14 protein-coding genes are annotated in these 15622 nt (G+C 44.8%); 11 read left to right on the forward strand and 3 right to left on the reverse strand.

The window, feature by feature from the left end; genetic code table 11:
- Position 1: 1 nt before the first annotated feature.
- Positions 2-697: an ABC transporter ATP-binding protein gene (locus H4K34_RS09605; RefSeq protein ID WP_210760569.1), complete on the forward strand. Its 696-nt coding sequence runs from the start codon at positions 2-4 to the stop codon at positions 695-697.
- The gene (locus H4K34_RS09610; protein WP_210757207.1) at positions 694-3108 is read left to right on the forward strand and encodes an ABC transporter permease; all 2415 of its coding nucleotides are present in this window, start codon (positions 694-696) and stop codon (positions 3106-3108) included. Before H4K34_RS09605 ends, H4K34_RS09610 begins: the two co-directional genes overlap by 4 nt.
- Before the next feature lie 64 nt (positions 3109-3172).
- On the opposite strand, the gene glmS is transcribed toward H4K34_RS09610, so the two are convergent.
- Genes glmS through H4K34_RS09625 form a run of 3 tightly spaced genes read right to left on the reverse strand, consistent with a single transcriptional unit; the run spans position 3173 to position 7202 of the window.
- Positions 3173-5014: a glutamine--fructose-6-phosphate transaminase (isomerizing) gene (gene glmS / locus H4K34_RS09615; protein WP_210757208.1), complete on the reverse strand. Its 1842-nt coding sequence runs from the start codon at positions 5012-5014 to the stop codon at positions 3173-3175.
- Between the two features lie 11 nt (positions 5015-5025).
- On the reverse strand, positions 5026-6360 hold the full coding sequence (locus H4K34_RS09620; RefSeq protein WP_210757209.1) for a DUF4270 family protein: 1335 nt from the start codon (positions 6358-6360) through the stop codon (positions 5026-5028).
- A 20-nt stretch (positions 6361-6380) separates the two neighbouring features.
- Positions 6381-7202 carry a glycogen/starch synthase gene (locus H4K34_RS09625; RefSeq protein ID WP_210757210.1) on the reverse strand — a complete coding sequence of 274 codons (822 nt, stop codon included), beginning with the start codon at positions 7200-7202 and terminating at the stop codon, positions 6381-6383.
- A gap of 52 nt (positions 7203-7254) precedes the next feature.
- Here H4K34_RS09625 and panC point away from each other — a divergent pair, with 52 nt between their 5' ends.
- The 9 genes from panC (at position 7255) to H4K34_RS09670 (ending at position 15617) form a co-directional block, all read left to right on the forward strand.
- Positions 7255-8148, forward strand: a complete 894-nt coding sequence (panC, locus tag H4K34_RS09630; protein ID WP_210757211.1) for a pantoate--beta-alanine ligase — start codon at positions 7255-7257, stop codon at positions 8146-8148.
- 56 nt (positions 8149-8204) lie between these two features.
- Positions 8205-8555, forward strand: a complete 351-nt coding sequence (panD, locus tag H4K34_RS09635; RefSeq protein ID WP_210760570.1) for an aspartate 1-decarboxylase — start codon at positions 8205-8207, stop codon at positions 8553-8555.
- Positions 8556-8559: 4 nt separating this feature from the next.
- Positions 8560-9561: a lysylphosphatidylglycerol synthase transmembrane domain-containing protein gene (locus H4K34_RS09640; protein WP_210757212.1), complete on the forward strand. Its 1002-nt coding sequence runs from the start codon at positions 8560-8562 to the stop codon at positions 9559-9561.
- Positions 9558-9929 carry a hypothetical protein gene (locus H4K34_RS09645; protein WP_210757213.1) on the forward strand — a complete coding sequence of 124 codons (372 nt, stop codon included), beginning with the start codon at positions 9558-9560 and terminating at the stop codon, positions 9927-9929. The genes H4K34_RS09640 and H4K34_RS09645 overlap by 4 nt, the downstream gene beginning before the upstream one ends.
- Positions 9929-11296: a DNA repair protein RadA gene (radA, locus tag H4K34_RS09650; RefSeq protein WP_210757214.1), complete on the forward strand. Its 1368-nt coding sequence runs from the start codon at positions 9929-9931 to the stop codon at positions 11294-11296. The genes H4K34_RS09645 and radA overlap by 1 nt, the downstream gene beginning before the upstream one ends.
- 97 nt (positions 11297-11393) lie before the next feature.
- Positions 11394-12524 carry an Mrp/NBP35 family ATP-binding protein gene (locus H4K34_RS09655; protein ID WP_210757215.1) on the forward strand — a complete coding sequence of 377 codons (1131 nt, stop codon included), beginning with the start codon at positions 11394-11396 and terminating at the stop codon, positions 12522-12524.
- Between the two features lie 10 nt (positions 12525-12534).
- Complete coding sequence (locus H4K34_RS09660; protein WP_210757216.1) at positions 12535-12783, forward strand: NifU family protein; 249 nt, start codon at positions 12535-12537, stop codon at positions 12781-12783.
- A gap of 4 nt (positions 12784-12787) precedes the next feature.
- The gene (locus tag H4K34_RS09665) at positions 12788-14626 is read left to right on the forward strand and encodes a 2-oxoacid:acceptor oxidoreductase subunit alpha (RefSeq protein ID WP_210757217.1); all 1839 of its coding nucleotides are present in this window, start codon (positions 12788-12790) and stop codon (positions 14624-14626) included.
- Positions 14613-15617, forward strand: coding sequence for a 2-oxoacid:ferredoxin oxidoreductase subunit beta (locus H4K34_RS09670; protein WP_210757218.1), 1005 nt, complete (start codon positions 14613-14615; stop codon positions 15615-15617). The genes H4K34_RS09665 and H4K34_RS09670 overlap by 14 nt, the downstream gene beginning before the upstream one ends.
- Positions 15618-15622 lie beyond the last annotated feature (5 nt).

The raw sequence follows: 15622 nt of genomic DNA on the forward strand, positions 1-15622 counted from the left end.
AATTATTAAGACCGAAGGTCTGGAAATGCGTTATCGCACCGATCTCATGGAAACCATGGCTTTGAATTCGGTAGATCTTGAAATCAAGAAAGGAGAGTTTATTTCCATTATGGGCCCTTCCGGTTGTGGTAAATCTACCTTATTGAATATTCTGGGAATGCTGGATCAACCCAGCGCGGGAGACTACTTTTTCGAGGGGCAAAATATTGCCAAAATGAAGGAGCAGCAAAGGGCTCGCTTACGCAAAGAAAAGGTAGGCTTCGTATTCCAAAGCTTTAACCTAATTGATGAGCTTTCTGTTTTTGAAAACGTGGAACTGCCCTTGCTTTATCAAGGACGTTCGGCGGCAGAGCGAAAGGCACAAGTACAAAAAATTTTAGAGCGAATGGGTATTGATCACCGCGCTACCCATTATCCGCAGCAGCTCAGCGGGGGTCAGCAGCAAAGGGTGGCTGTTGCTCGAGCAACGGTTGGTGAGCCTTCAGTAATATTTGCTGATGAGCCCACTGGTAATCTGGATAGTGTTCACGGCGATGAAGTAATGAACCTCCTCAGTGATTTAAATCGCAGTGGTACCACTATCGTAATGGTTACTCACTCTGCACACGATGCTGCTTACTCCCAGCGGAGCATTCGCTTATTTGATGGTAAGGTGATTGGCGAAAACCAAAACCGCTTAGAAGAAGTACAGTCATGATGTTTAGCAATTACCTAAAAGTAAGCTGGCGCCACCTGCTTGCCGGAAAGGCCAATAGCATCATTAGCGTGCTTGGACTTTCGGTAGGGGTAGCCAGTGCCATTCTCATTGCTCTTTACATCCAGGATGAATTGAGTTATGATCAGTTTCATACTAAGAAGGATCGCATTGCCCGGATCGTGGAACGCATCGATCATAATGGTGAAATTAAGGCGGCAGTCACTAGTTTTCCTGTCGGACCTCAGTTTATGAGCGATTACCCTGAAGTGGTGAGTTTTGTTCGAATTATGCAAATGGGAGGGTCCATGACCATAAAAGTTGAGGATCAAATATTTCGAGAAGATCACTTTTTAAGAGCGGATAGTACTCTCTTTGAAATCTTTGATTTTAAATTATTACAAGGGGATCCGATCGGTGCTTTAGCCGGGCCAAATCTGGTGGTGTTAAATGAGGAATTGGCTATTAAGTTTTTTGGTACTCCTAGTGAGGCAATGGGTAAACAATTGTTCATAGGTACTAGTCAGTTTACGGTGAACGGCGTGGTCGAAAATGGCACCAGATCGAGTGATATCAAGTATCAGGCTTTTACTTCAATGAGCACACTGCCGCAACAGGCTCAGCAAGTTTTCAATGGAGATTGGTTCCGCTTGGTATGTCAAACATATCTACTGTTCGACCAACCGGTTGCCGAAATGGATTTTGATTCCCAACTAGCGGATTTCACCGAGCGGATAATCAAACCCTTCGTAGCTACTTTTGGTTGGGGCAGCACCGCCGACTTTACATTGCAACCTTTAGAGGGCTTGCATTTCGATAATAGTCGGGAATACGATACGCCTAAAGGAAATCTGTCCTATCTCTATATTTTCGGATTATTAGCCTTGTTAATCCTGATTATCGCTACCATCAATTTCGTGAATCTGGCTTTAAGTCAATCTGTAAAAAGAGCCAAAGAAGTTGGCGTTAGGAAGGCTTTGGGAGCTGGGCAAAATCAATTGCGCAATCAATTTTTAGGGGAGAGCTTTTTAGTGGTTCTTTTGGCCATGATTATCGGTCTTGGTTTGGTGGAGGTATTGCTGGCTACCTTCAATACTACTACAGACAAGAACTTTGCTTTCGTGGATCTCTTTGATTGGCGAATGTTGCTAACCCTTCTCGGTATTTTATTAGTTACTGCTCTAATGGCGGGATTGTATCCAGCCTTGGTCTTAAGTAAATTTCAAAGCTCACGAATTTTACGCGGTAGCCTACCTAAGATAGGTCGTTATGGGAATTTACGACGCATCCTTATGGTGGTTCAATTGGCTTTTTCCATCCTGATGATCATCGGTACTCTGGCCATTCAAAGTCAAATGCGCTATTTGCAGGATATGGACTTAGGCTTCGAGCAAGATCAAATTGTGGTGCTTAATATTCCTCAGGATACAGCAGTCTTTAATCATTTGGATTCCTTTAAAGATCGCCTCTTAGCACACAGCGAATTTGAAGGCGTAAGTGGCTCGCAGGCCATTCCCGGAACCAATGTAGGTGAGCTGATGTTTCGCATTGAGCAGAACGCTGAAATGGTAGATAAGAACATTAAATTCATTGCTGCCGATGAGGACTTTTTTGAAATATTGGGGCTGGAGTTAGTGAATGGCCGACTTTTCTCTAACGACATTCAAAGTGATGTGCAGCAGGCTTTCATCATCAATGAAACCGCGGCTAAAAGTTTTGGCTGGGATGAACCACTAGGTAAACGTATTCAATGGGGTTTACAAGATAATGGTCAGGCAGCCAGTGATGGCGAGGTTGTAGGGGTGATCAAGGATTTCCACTTTGCTTCCTTACATAATCCCATGGAGCCTTTGGTAATTTTATTCCGCCCCAATTTTAGTTTACTCTTCAGTATGAAATTGTCAGGCGGGCAAGTGCGTTCTGGCCTTACAGTATTGGAAGAGGAATGGAGCAATTTTGCAGGAAATCATCCGCTTGAGTATACTTTTCTGGACGAGCGTATTCAAAGTCAGTACGAAAGTGAAAAGACCCTTTTGAAAATCTTCGGCTATTTTGCTTTCATCAGTATAATGATAGCCGGTTTGGGACTCTTTGCCTTGACCTCTTATACCGTAGAACAACGTTTGAAGGAGTTTAGCGTGCGTAAAATATTAGGAGCGGAACTCAAGGATTTGGGTATGCTCCTGGCCAAAGAATTCATGCTTTTAATTGGAGTGGCAGCCCTTATTAGTATCCCCTTGGCGGGATGGGGTATCACATCTTGGCTCGAAGAATTTTCCTATCGAATATCAATGCCCTGGCTAAGCTTTGTTTTAGCCTTGCTGCTGATTGCCCTGGTTACATTAATCGCCATGTCTTATCATGTAATTCGATTGGCTCGTACTAACCCTGCAAGGATCCTTCGCGACGAATAATAGGATCAATAAAAAAGGCCTCTGATTTCAGAGGCCTTTTTTTTATGCTTTAGCAATTCAGATCTTATTCAACGGTAACCGACTTGGCCAGGTTACGGGGTTGATCCACATTACATCCGCGCATTACGGCGATGTGGTAAGAAAGTAATTGCAGAGGGATAGTAGTTAATAGAGGAGAGAATACTTCCATGGTATCTTTCACTTCAATCACGTGATCCGCCATTTTAGCAATCTCACTGTCACCATCGTTCACAATGGCAATCACTTTACCTTCGCGGGCTTTAACCTCTTGGATATTGGATACGATTTTATCGTACTGTCCGCTTTTAGGAGCAATTACCACAACTGGCATGTTCTCGTCGATCAAGGCGATAGGACCGTGCTTCATTTCGGCAGCAGGATAACCTTCTGCGTGGATATAGCTGATCTCTTTTAATTTCAATGCGCCTTCTAAAGCAACTGGGAAATTATAGCCACGACCTAAGTACAAGAAGTTAGGGGCGTCTTTATAGAGTTCCGCGATATAACGAGATTGAGCATCGCTTTTCAGCATGTCTTCAATCTTGCGAGGAATCTCATTCAATTCGTTTAACAAACGGTGGTAATAGCTCTCTTTCAATAAGCCTTTCTTGTGTGCCAGTTTAATGGCGATCAAGTTTAATACTGCTACTTGTGCAGTAAAGGCTTTGGTAGAGGCTACCCCGATTTCGGGACCAGCGTGGGTATAAGCACCGGCATGAGTTTCGCGCGCAATGCTGGAACCTACCACATTACAAATTCCGAAAATGGTAGCACCACGTTCTTTAGCCAATTTAATCGCTGCCAAGGTATCAGCAGTTTCTCCAGATTGGCTGATGGCGATTACCACATCTCGCTCGGTAATAACCGGATTGCGGTAACGGAATTCTGAGGCGTATTCCACTTCAACCGGAATACGAGCTAATTCTTCAAAAATGTATTCGGCAACCAAACCCGCATGCCAGGAAGTACCACATCCAATGATGATAATACGCTGAGCATTTAAAAGCTTTTCCTGGAATTGGTAAACTCCATCCATTTGGATTAAACCTTGCTCGGGTAATAAACGACCACGGAGGGTGTCGCCAATAGATTTAGGTTGCTCGTATATTTCTTTCAGCATGAAATGATCATAGCCACCTTTTTCGATAGAAGCTAAATCCATTTCTAACTGATGTACATAAGGATCAATAGTGCGGTTATCTGGAATAGAAAGTACTTCGATTTCCTGTCCACGATTGATGATGGCCATTTCATCGTCTTCTAGATAAATGGCTTTCTTGGTAAATTCCAAGAATGGAGTAGCGTCACTCGCGATGAAATACTCGCCTTCGCCAACACCTACCACTAAAGGACTACCTTTCTTAGCCACTACAATTTGATCGCTGTTATTTTGATCAATAACGGCAATGGCATAAGCACCAATTACTTGATTGAGGGCAATGCGCACCGCTTTCGCTAGGTGAACGCCTTCGCTTTTCATTACGTCTTCAATCAGGTTTACCAATACCTCGGTATCGGTATCCGAATGAAAAACATAACCTCGTTGGGTTAAGGCTTTTTTAATAGAAGAATAGTTCTCGATAATTCCATTGTGGATGAGTACTAAATCACCACTATTGGAAGTATGAGGGTGAGCATTGGTGTCATTGGGTTCACCGTGGGTAGCCCAACGGGTATGGCCAATTCCAATACTTGCTTCTTCAATGCTGTTATTCATTTTGGCTTCGAGATCCGAAACCTTGCCTTTGCATTTAACCAGGCTTAATTTACCGTTTAAAACGGCGATACCTGCACTGTCATATCCGCGGTACTCTAGTCTACGCAGTCCGTTAACAATAACTGGCACTGCATTTTTGTTGCCCAGGTAACCAACAATTCCACACATAGTGTTCCTTTTTAAGGTTTAGTGTAATAAACAATTACCGTTGCTCTCTCCGAGAGCCCGGATCCTCCCCTCAAAATAGTCCGATTAGCCGCTGTTGTGCGGGTGGTCGGAGCGAGGGCTAAAGTAGGGTTTTCTTTGCTATTGAGGACCTCGAATAGGTGTCGTGTGAGGTCGATTACGTATTTGTTATTACGCAGGATACCTCGGCTTAATGTACCGCCACCGCCGCCATCGGTTTGGAAATCGATGATCCGGTCGCCTAAACTTTTGCCTTCCAGAATTCTAAGCTCCATTCTTGGACTGGGCGGAACAGGTTCGGTGCTGCCTTGGGCAGTATAAATTTCTACTTCTGCTTTATTGATCACCAGACCTTCATTAACCAGGCTGTCAATTTTCCGAGAATCAAAACGCAGGGCGGTGCATACTCCCGCCATAGCCTGAGTATAAGTTTCCGCTTCTCCATTTACAGAATCCTGAGCCAGAGTCTCTAATGGAGATCCAGTATAGATCTGCTCGAAAGTGCTAAAGTTGATGGGTTTGATGGATTTATCCTGATCAAAGTTTAACTCAGCATAGGAGGTGTCCTCATCATTATGATAATAGATACGTAAACCGGTATAGGCACTGGCCAAATTGGTATAGAGGATACATCCGCCATTTTCGGCTTCAATTTGCACTCCTTTAAAATACTCCATAAACTTTGCGAAGCTGCTGAACTCATCTGCTGAACCATCTGCTACATCTGCAAAATTGCTTTGGAAATAAGGAACATCCATTGGGATGCGCAATAGAGCTGGTGCTAATTCATCCTCAAATTGAGAATTGGTTTTAGGTTGAGGCTGATAACCATTCAAACGACCAATCTCATTCGCCAAAGTAGGCTGGTAATTGCTGTAATAGAGGCTGTCTTCTTCAAAGGCCTGACTTAATTCGTACACCGCAAAATCCATAGTCTTGCTGGTGTCACCATAAGCCTCTGTTAAGCGTAGGTATAAATTAACGGAGTCCACAACCGGGTTGCTGCCAAAATCAACATTTAATTCATTGGGAATCATTTGGCTTACAATGCGCGCCTTTTCAGTCCCAAAATAATTGCTTTCGCTATGGCCCAATAAGCGAACTGAATTATAACCACCTAAGGTTACTTGTGTGCTGTAGTCGAGGGCAACCACGATGCTATCTACCGGAGCAGTCCAGGATACCAGATTGATATGCAGGGAGTCGGCCTCCGTATTTCCTCCGATAATTTGTTGAAAACCTAAATCGTCGGTTGGCTTTTCACAGGCGGCTATAAAAAACAAAGGAGCCATGGCTAAGATGGCTCGCTTTACAGTGCTTAAGGTCATATATTTAATTCTAAAAGAATTTAAGCTAGTGACTCTTCCTCCACAATTACCTGCTCATAGAGCTTGGCAATTTCTGAATTCGGATCTTCCGATTCGGTGAGGTCGATCATGGAGCTAACGTTCTTGCTCACATAATCTTTCATTTCGTCGGTTAATTTACTTCCCGAAAGGGCAACCCCATCGCAGTAAGCCATGTTGGCTTTGTAAACACTGCTGATATTCGCATCGGCGAAAGGCGCAACTTCTTCGTCGCTCAATCCGTCGAAACGCAGGTAGTCAGGTAAGCCTTTACTTAGGTTTTCTTCAGTAGCACCGTATACAGAAAGAACGGTTTTGCTATCTGAGAACATGGGATCGTCGTGGTGGAACTTTTTCAAGTATAAAGGTAGGAAGCTAGCCATCCATCCATGACAATGAATGATATCAGGGCTCCAGCCTAATTTTTTAACGGTTTCAATAACGCCACGGCAGAAGAAAATTGCGCGTTTGTCATTGTCATCGTGGAATTCTTCATCCTCATTATAGAAGATCGCTTTACGCTTAAAGAACTCATCATTATCGATAAAGTACACCTGCATACGTGCTTGAGGTACAGAGGCTACTTTGATGATCAAGGGCTGATCTTCGTCGTTTACAATAATATTGATACCGCTTAAACGAATCACTTCGTGCAATTGGTGACGACGTTCGTTAATTAATCCATAACGGGGCATGAAAACCCGTACCTGGTGCCCGCTTTCATTCATTCTTCGAGGCATTTCCAAAGAAGGTTTGGAAATTTCATTTTCGGGGAGGTAGGGGTGAATCTCCTGACTTACATACAGAATGCGCTTACTATCCATGATCCGTGTTTAATCTACAAATTGAAAAGGTTTGCAAAAATATAGCTTTTTTGTGAATAACTCAATTTATAATAATAGCTTTACCCGCTGCAATGCCTTGAAAATGCAAGTGTTTCACAGTGTATCCGAGCTGTCGGTTTTTCAACAGCAAAACAAATCGAAAGGCCACTCACTTGGATTTGTGGCAACTATGGGTGCTTTGCACGAGGGCCATCTTACTTTATTAAGACGTGCTAATCAGGAAAACGCTGCCAGCATCGTAAGTATTTTTGTCAATCCCACTCAGTTTAATAATCCCGAAGATTTAGAAAAGTATCCTCGTCGTACTGACGAAGATTTAGCCCTTTTGGAAGCAGAAGGAGCTACGGCGGTTTTTATGCCTTCGGTAGAGGAGATGTACGGCAATGAAGTGGAAGCTGAATCTATTGATTTAGCCGGCCTAGATCAAGGGATGGAAGGGGAGTTTCGCCCAGGACATTTTGCAGGAGTTGCTACCGTAGTTAAGCGCCTTTTTGAAATGATCAAGCCCGATCGGGCCTATTTCGGGAACAAAGATTATCAGCAGGTTTTAGTGGTAAAGCATGTGGCCCGCATCTTTAATATGCCCATTGAGGTAATAGGATGCGATACGGCTCGTTTCCCCAGTGGCTTAGCGATGAGTAGTCGTAATTTCCGCTTAAGTGAGCAGGGAATGGAAGAGTCTGGAATTATTTACCGCGAAATGAAATGGGCGGCAGATAATTATCAAGCTTACAGTCCGGCGGATTTAAAAGATGCCATCCGAGCACATTTTGCAACCAGCAATTTGGAACTCGAATACGTTGAACTGGTCGATACCCACAGTATGAAGGTGGTCGAAGCCTGGTCCGAACATCCGGAAGTACGCATATTTATGGCGGCTTATTGTGAGGGCATACGCCTGATAGATAACACGACTTTATATTGATTGGCCAAGGCTATCAGCCACTTCCATAATCAGGGCCTTTGAATTACTTTTGCGGCATGTTAATCGAGGTATTAAAATCGAAGATTCATCGGGTAAAAGTTACCGGAGCGGATCTAAACTATATAGGTAGCATTACCATCGACGAAAATTTGATGGATGCCGCCGGCTTGATCGCTGGTGAAAAGGTGAGCATTGTGAATGTTAACAATGGTGAACGCCTGGATACCTACGTGATTAAAGGAGCGCGAGGACAAGGCGAAATCACCATGAATGGCCCAGCCGCACGAAAGGTGCAAAGAGGGGATATCGTGATTATTATCGCCTATGCCCAAATGGAATTTGAAGAAGCGAAGAGCTTTCAGCCCACAATTATCTTTCCCAACGAAGAAACCAACCTGTTAAACTGATCTTTTGAAAGCCAAGTTTAAGGACATCCTGAAATATCTGCTATTTACCGCTATCGCTGGTTTTTTTCTCTATCTCGCCTTTAATAAGGCAGATTGGTCTAAAATGTTGGAGGACTTCCGCAAGGCAGACTATCGCTACGTTTTCCTTTCGATGCTCATGGGCTATGCTGCCTTTATTAGTCGTGGTTTACGTTGGAATCTTTTGCTTGAGCCCCTCGGGAAAAAGGCCAAACCTTGGAATGCAATCAATGCCATTTCCATCGGTTATTTTGCCAATGCCCTGGTGCCCCGTGCCGGTGAGGTTATGCGTTGCACCTCTTTAAAGGAAACAGATGATATCCCTCTGGAGCGCCTTTTTGGAACTGTTGTTTTGGAGCGGGTTATCGATGGAATATTACTTCTTTGCTTAATATCATTAGCCTTTATTACCCAATTAGGTAACCTGCAAAGTTTCTTTGATCAAGCTTTCGCTGGAGCTGATGGAGCAGATGGCCAGGGTCCAGATTTGAAAATGATCTTAGGAGCAGGTTTCTTAGTGTTCCTTATTCTCTTTTTTGTTTTCCGAAAACGCATCCAGAGACATCCCCTTTTTGCCAAGGTGCGCGAGTTATGGCAAGGATTTAAAGAAGGCTTTAAGTCACTTTCTAAGGTGAAAAACAAATGGGCCTTTTATGGACATACCCTCTTTATTTGGTCCATGTACTTTTTGATGATCTATGTGGTAATGTTTGCCCTTCCGGCCACCGAAGATATTAACCTTAGCAATGGTCTCTTTGTGATGGTAGCTGGTGGAATGGGCATGGTAGTGCCTACTCCGGGCGGAATTGGTTCTTATCATTATCTGGTGCAACTGGCCCTGAGTGTGCTGGGAGTAGATCAGGCAGATGGACTTACCTTTGCTACATTGGTGCACAGCGGCCAATTGGTGATGACCCTCATTGCTGGTTTTAGCGCCTTACCCATGGTGTATCGTGCCCGCCGAATATTAAAAAGATCCAAAGCATGAATTTAAGAGAAGCCTTACGCAATAAGAAAAAGTCGGTTACCGAAATGAATCATCAGGCCAATGCCTGGCGAGTTTATGGCGAAGAAACCCTGGTGCTTTTTTATGCTAATTGGGAATTCACCTCCTCTAATTTGCATAAGCTTCTTGATTATCTAAGCTTGGTAGATAAGCTGGTGGTGGCCTTGCCTAAAGCGAGCACCGACGATACCATTTTTCGCATTGCCAATCTTCAAGTAGTGGATGGTATAGTATTATACGAGTCTATCGAAGATTGCATGGCCGCTTTTAGTGGCGCCAAATTTGCCTTCGAAGGAACTAATGGTCCGGCTCTGGACGCAGAGCTCAAAGCTCGTATCTTAGACCTTTAATGGCCAAGGTAAAAACTGAGTATACTTGTCAGAATTGTGGCTCCCATTTTTCCAAATGGATGGGTCAATGCTCTCGTTGCGGGGAGTGGAATACCATTGTAGAGGAAGTCATTGAATCTTCCTCTAAAGAAAAAGCCTGGCAGACTGATAGTAAATCACCTAGCACCGGTAAATCCAAGGTTAGAGCCGTAAAGGATTTCATTCCGGATCGATCTGAACGATTTAGCAGTGCCGACCCTGAATTAGACCGGGTTTTAGGCGGTGGTATTGTCGAAGGATCCGTTACCCTGGTAGGAGGGGAGCCCGGAATTGGCAAGAGTACCCTCCTTTTACAAATGGCTTTGGGGATTTCCAGTAAGGTACTTTATGTAAGTGGTGAGGAAAGTGAGCAGCAAGTACAAATGCGCGCTCGCCGAATCGGGATTCGCAATGAAGAGTGTTATCTGCTTACCGCCACTTCAACCCAAGAAATATTTCAGCAAATTAAAAGTCAGGATCCGGATATCCTTATTGTGGATTCTATCCAAACCCTGCATTCACAATTGATTGAATCGGCACCGGGTTCGGTTTCGCAAATTCGTCAATGCTCCTCCGAATTAATTCAATTTGCCAAGGAAACCGGTACTCCGGTATTTTTAATCGGGCATATTACCAAGGAAGGGCAAATCGCCGGGCCAAAATTATTGGAGCATATGGTAGACACTGTGCTTCAGTTTGAAGGGGATCGACATCATATTTATCGCCTGCTCCGCGCTCATAAAAACCGCTTTGGCTCCACCCATGAAATTGGGATTTATGAGATGCATGGCGAAGGAATGCGCGCCGTTGCCAATCCGTCTCAGCTATTGCTCTCGGAGCGTGATGCCGATTTAAGTGGTAATGCTGTGGCAGCTACTTTGGAAGGGATTCGTCCCATGCTTATCGAAATTCAGGCCCTGTGCAGCACCGCCGTATATGGTACTCCACAGCGCAGCACTACGGGTTTCGATACGCGCCGGCTTAATATGCTTTTGGCGGTTTTAGAGAAGCGCTGTGGCTTTCGATTGGCCACCAAAGATGTATTCTTAAATATTACCGGAGGCATTAAGGTAGATGATCCAGCCATTGACCTAGCAGTAGTAGCAGCGATCTTAAGCTCTAATGAAGATATTGCCCTTTCGCCACGAACTTGCTTTGCCGCCGAAGTGGGACTTTCTGGAGAATTACGTCCGGTTCCGCGCCTCGAACAACGTATTTCTGAAGCCGAAAAATTAGGCTTCGAAGAGATAGTTTGCAGTGGTCACAGTAAGTGGAGTGCTAAGGGTGTGTCTATTAAAGTCTTGGAATTCAATAAGGTGGAAGATGTTTTTCAGCATCTTTTTGGCTAAGAATATAGCCTGATCTTATCTCGATAATTAGGTGATAGATATCATTATTGATTGCTATCCCTGTACCTTATTTTTGTCAAAATTTAGCAGCAATAGAATGGCTTATTCAAAAAGCGAGATTAACGAAGCTTTAAAAAATATACCGGCCACCAAAGGCGGGACCAATCTGGTGGATGCAGGCCACGTGAAAAATCTGCAAATCTTTGGCGATGAGGTGATTGTTGATGTGATCAGTGAGTCGCCTGCCCTGCACGTGAAGAAGAAACTGGAAGTAGATATTCTGAAAGTCATTCATGAGCAGGTAGACAAAAAATTAAAGATTACCGTAAATATTGAAGTGCCAAAGGCGGCGGAAGAACGTGCTCAGTTAATTCGCGGCGAGGCCTTGCCCGGTGTAAAGAACATTATTGCGGTGGCCTCTGGAAAAGGAGGGGTAGGGAAATCTACCGTTGCCTCTAATTTGGCGATCAGCTTAAAGCAGATGGGCTTTAGCGTAGGTTTGGTAGATGCAGATATCTACGGACCCTCGGTGCCCACCATGTTTGATATTACTAATGCTCGTCCAGGTACCATCAATGTAAACGGGCAAAGCAAGATGGATCCGGTAGAAGCTTATGGCATTAAAATTCTGTCCATTGGCTTTTTTGCCAAGCCAGATCAAGCAGTGGTTTGGCGTGGACCCATGGCTTCGAAAGCTTTAAATCAACTCTTGCGCGATGCCCATTGGGGAGAGCTGGATTTCATGATTTTGGATTTACCTCCCGGTACCGGCGATATTCACCTGTCTACCGTGCAAGCGGTGCCCATCACCGGTGCGGTAATCGTTAGTACTCCGCAAAATGTAGCTCTGGCGGATGCTCGTAAAGGGGTAGCCATGTTTAGAGTTGAAAATATTAATGTGCCGGTTTTAGGCTTGATCGAAAACATGGCCTACTTTACTCCTCCCGAACTGCCAGAAAACAAGTATTACATTTTTGGTCAGGATGGAGTGAAGAACTTATCAAACCAATTACAAGTGCCTTTCTTGGGTGAATTACCCATAGTACAAAGTATTCGCGAAGCTGGTGATGTAGGTCGACCTGCAGCCATGCAAGAAGGAAGCGAAGTACAAAAGGCCTTCGAAAATATTGCCCGTCGCACGGTTGAGGAACTGCTACGACGAAATGAGGAGCTTCCTCCTACGGAAGTTACTCGCATTACCACAATGGCCGGCTGTTCGGCTGTTTAGATTGAAGCGTATGGAGAACCGTGATGATATTCTGAAACGCATCCACATTGCCTTGGATGAAGTGCGTCCCTTTTTAAAGTCGGATGGGGGTGATATTACCCTGGTCGACTTAGAGAGCGACGGGACCGTAAAAGTGCAATTGCACGGCGCCTGCATTGGATGCAGTGTAAATCAGATGACCCTGAAAAGTGGGGTCGAAATGACCATAAAAAAACATGCACCGGAAATCACATCCGTGGTCGAGGTGAGCATGGTATAGATCCATGAAAAATACCCAAGCCCTTAAAAAAGTCACCATTCTTTTTGCCGGCGATAGTGGCGATGGGATACAATTAGCTGGCTCTCAATTTGCGAATACCACTGCCTTGGCGGGAAATGACTTAAGCACTTTTCCCGACTTCCCGGCAGAAATTCGCGCCCCGATCGGAACGGTATCCGGAGTTTCGGGCTTCCAAATCAATTTTGGAAGTGAAGAAATTCATACCCCTGGCGGTCGACCGGATGTTCTGGTGGCCTTAAATGCAGCAGCCTACCGCAAGAATTTTCCTAGCCTTAAATCGGCGGGAACCATAATCGTAGACCCAGCCGGATTCGATAAGAAGAATCTGCGCTTAGCGGGATATGATGATGAGGAAAATCCGCTCTTAAATAAGCCTGCTGATTATCAATTCTACGAAATTGAGGTAACCCGTCTCAATCGGGATGCCATGAAGGAAGTGGAAATTGCTCCCAGAGATCGCGATCGTTCTCGGAATATGTTTGTTTTAGGATTCATTTATTTCCTCTACAATCGTGATTTGGAGGTTACTCTGCATTTCCTCGAAGAGAAATTTAAACATAAGCCTGATGCCCTTGAGGCGAATAAGAAGGCCTTGATGGCGGGATACAATTATGGCGATACCATCGAGGCTATTACCCGCTTCCGAATTGAAAAAGCCAAATTACCCGCAGGTGAATATCGTAATGTAACCGGCAATCAAGCTTTGGCGCTTGGATTAATTGCGGCCTCTAAAAAAGCGGGATTGGATTTGTTTTACGGATCCTATCCCATTACTCCCGCTTCGGATATTCTGCATGAATTGGCAGCGCGTAAGAATTACGGAGTAAAAACCTTCCAGGCGGAAGATGAGATCGCGGCTATTACTTCCGCTATTGGTGCCAGCTTTGGTGGTGCCCTGGGGGTAACCGGGACATCAGGTCCGGGGATGGCCCTAAAAACCGAAGCGCTGGGATTGGCTATGATGTTGGAGCTACCCTTGGTGGTAGTGAATGTGCAAAGGGGAGGTCCTAGTACCGGCTTACCTACCAAAACCGAGCAAAGTGATTTAATGCAGGCGGTGTACGGTCGCAATGGCGAAACGCCTATCCCTGTGATTGCTGCTTCCTCTCCTTCAGATTGTTTTTGGGCCGCCTATGAAGGAGCTAAGTATGCTATTGAGCACATGACCCCGGTTATAGTTTTAAGCGATGGCTATTTGGCCAACAGCTCTGAGCCCTGGCTTTTCCCTAAGGCCGCAGACTTAGCTGAAATTAAAGCTCCCTTCCGCACTGAAGTTGAAAATTACCTTCCCTACGAGCGCGATGAGCGAGAGGTACGCGAATGGGCGATACCCGGTCAGGCTGGCTTGGAGCATCGCTTAGGTGGATTGGAGAAAGAAGATAAAACGGGCAATGTGAGCTACGATGCAGAGAACCACGAATTGATGGTGAAAACTCGTGCTCGCAAAGTGGCTTTGGTCGCTAAAGATTATCCCGAAACTCGCCTTTTGCAAGGTGCTGAAAAAGCCGACTTGCTGGTTTTAGGATGGGGAAATACCAAAGGTGCCATCCAGGTTGCGGTAGCGCAGGCTTTGGTCGAAGGGCTTTCCGTTGCTCAATTACACCTGCGTTATATTAATCCATTACCAGAAGATTTAGGCGCCATATTACAGCGCTATCCTCATATTCTAATTCCGGAATTGAACGACGGACAATTGGTGCGCATCATCCGAGATCACTATTTGGTGAAGGCTGATGTTTTGGATAAAATTCAGGGGAAACCCTTTTTGGCGGAAGAGATTTTAGCGCAAATCAAAAAAGTATTGAAAGATGGAAACCACTAATACCCTAAGTGCCCGCGATTTTAGCAGCGACCAGGAGGTGAAATGGTGTCCGGGCTGTGGCGATTATAGTATTCTCAAGCAAATGCAATCGGTGGTTCCCGAATTAGGGATTGCCCGTGAAGACATCGTTTTCATTTCGGGTATCGGTTGTAGTTCGCGCTTCCCCTATTATATGAATACCTATGGCATGCATAGTATTCACGGGCGTGCACCGGCAATTGCGACCGGTTTAAAAATCACCAATCCAGATTTAAGCATTTGGGTAATTACTGGTGATGGCGATGGCTTGAGTATTGGAGGTAACCACCTTATTCACTTGCTACGTCGTAATGTAGACCTCAATGTATTGCTCTTTAATAATCAGATTTACGGACTTACTAAAGGTCAGTATTCGCCCACTTCAGAGCTAGGAAAGAAAACCAAAAGTAGCCCATTGGGAAGTCTGGATCATCCCTTTAATCCTTTGGCCCTGGCTTTGGGTGCCGATGCCAGCTTTGTAGCGCGCAGTATTGATCGCGACCCTAAACATTTACGTGAAATCCTTAGCGCTAGCCACCAGCATAAAGGCACCAGTTTTATTGAGGTATATCAAAACTGTAATGTCTTTAATGATGGCACTTTCCTCAATTTCACAGATAAGAAGCTGAAGGACGAAAATGTATTGCTTCTGGAGGAAGGTCAGCCCTTGGTATATGATCAAGGTAAAAAGGGCATTCGCCTGAATGGCCTGAAACCTGAAATTGTAAACCTTGAAGAGGGAGCGTCCTTAAATGATCTTTGGATTCATGATAGTCGGGATGCAACCAAAGCCTATGTTCTAAGCCGTTTCTTTGATGATAGCTTACCGCGTCCATTCGGGATTTTCTATCAGGAAGATCGTCCTTGCTATGAAGATGATTTACTGGATCAGATCGATCATGCGAAAGGCGTTCAGGGCGAAGGCGATTTGGATGATTTGTTGCGCGGAAAGCGGAGTTGGACTGTAGGTTGAATTGC

The sequence above is a fragment of the Croceimicrobium hydrocarbonivorans genome, assembly GCF_014524565.1.
Classification (GTDB): domain Bacteria; phylum Bacteroidota; class Bacteroidia; order Flavobacteriales; family Schleiferiaceae; genus Croceimicrobium; species Croceimicrobium hydrocarbonivorans.

Bases quoted from the DNA above. Each gene is read 5' to 3' on its own strand.
- glmS (WP_210757208.1), bottom strand. From the start codon at position 5,014: ATGTGTGGAATTGTTGGTTACCTGGGCAACAAAAATGCAGTGCCAGTT.
- H4K34_RS09625 (WP_210757210.1), bottom strand. From the start codon at position 7,202: ATGGATAGTAAGCGCATTCTGTATGTAAGTCAGGAGATTCACCCCTAC.
- H4K34_RS09655 (WP_210757215.1), top strand. From the start codon at position 11,394: ATGGCTTATTCAAAAAGCGAGATTAACGAAGCTTTAAAAAATATACCG.
- H4K34_RS09660 (WP_210757216.1), top strand. From the start codon at position 12,535: ATGGAGAACCGTGATGATATTCTGAAACGCATCCACATTGCCTTGGAT.
- H4K34_RS09645 (WP_210757213.1), top strand. From the start codon at position 9,558: ATGAATTTAAGAGAAGCCTTACGCAATAAGAAAAAGTCGGTTACCGAA.
- H4K34_RS09610 (WP_210757207.1), top strand. From the start codon at position 694: ATGATGTTTAGCAATTACCTAAAAGTAAGCTGGCGCCACCTGCTTGCC.
- H4K34_RS09620 (WP_210757209.1), bottom strand. From the start codon at position 6,360: ATGACCTTAAGCACTGTAAAGCGAGCCATCTTAGCCATGGCTCCTTTG.
- radA (WP_210757214.1), top strand. From the start codon at position 9,929: ATGGCCAAGGTAAAAACTGAGTATACTTGTCAGAATTGTGGCTCCCAT.
- H4K34_RS09670 (WP_210757218.1), top strand. From the start codon at position 14,613: ATGGAAACCACTAATACCCTAAGTGCCCGCGATTTTAGCAGCGACCAG.
- panD (WP_210760570.1), top strand. From the start codon at position 8,205: ATGTTAATCGAGGTATTAAAATCGAAGATTCATCGGGTAAAAGTTACC.
- H4K34_RS09665 (WP_210757217.1), top strand. From the start codon at position 12,788: ATGAAAAATACCCAAGCCCTTAAAAAAGTCACCATTCTTTTTGCCGGC.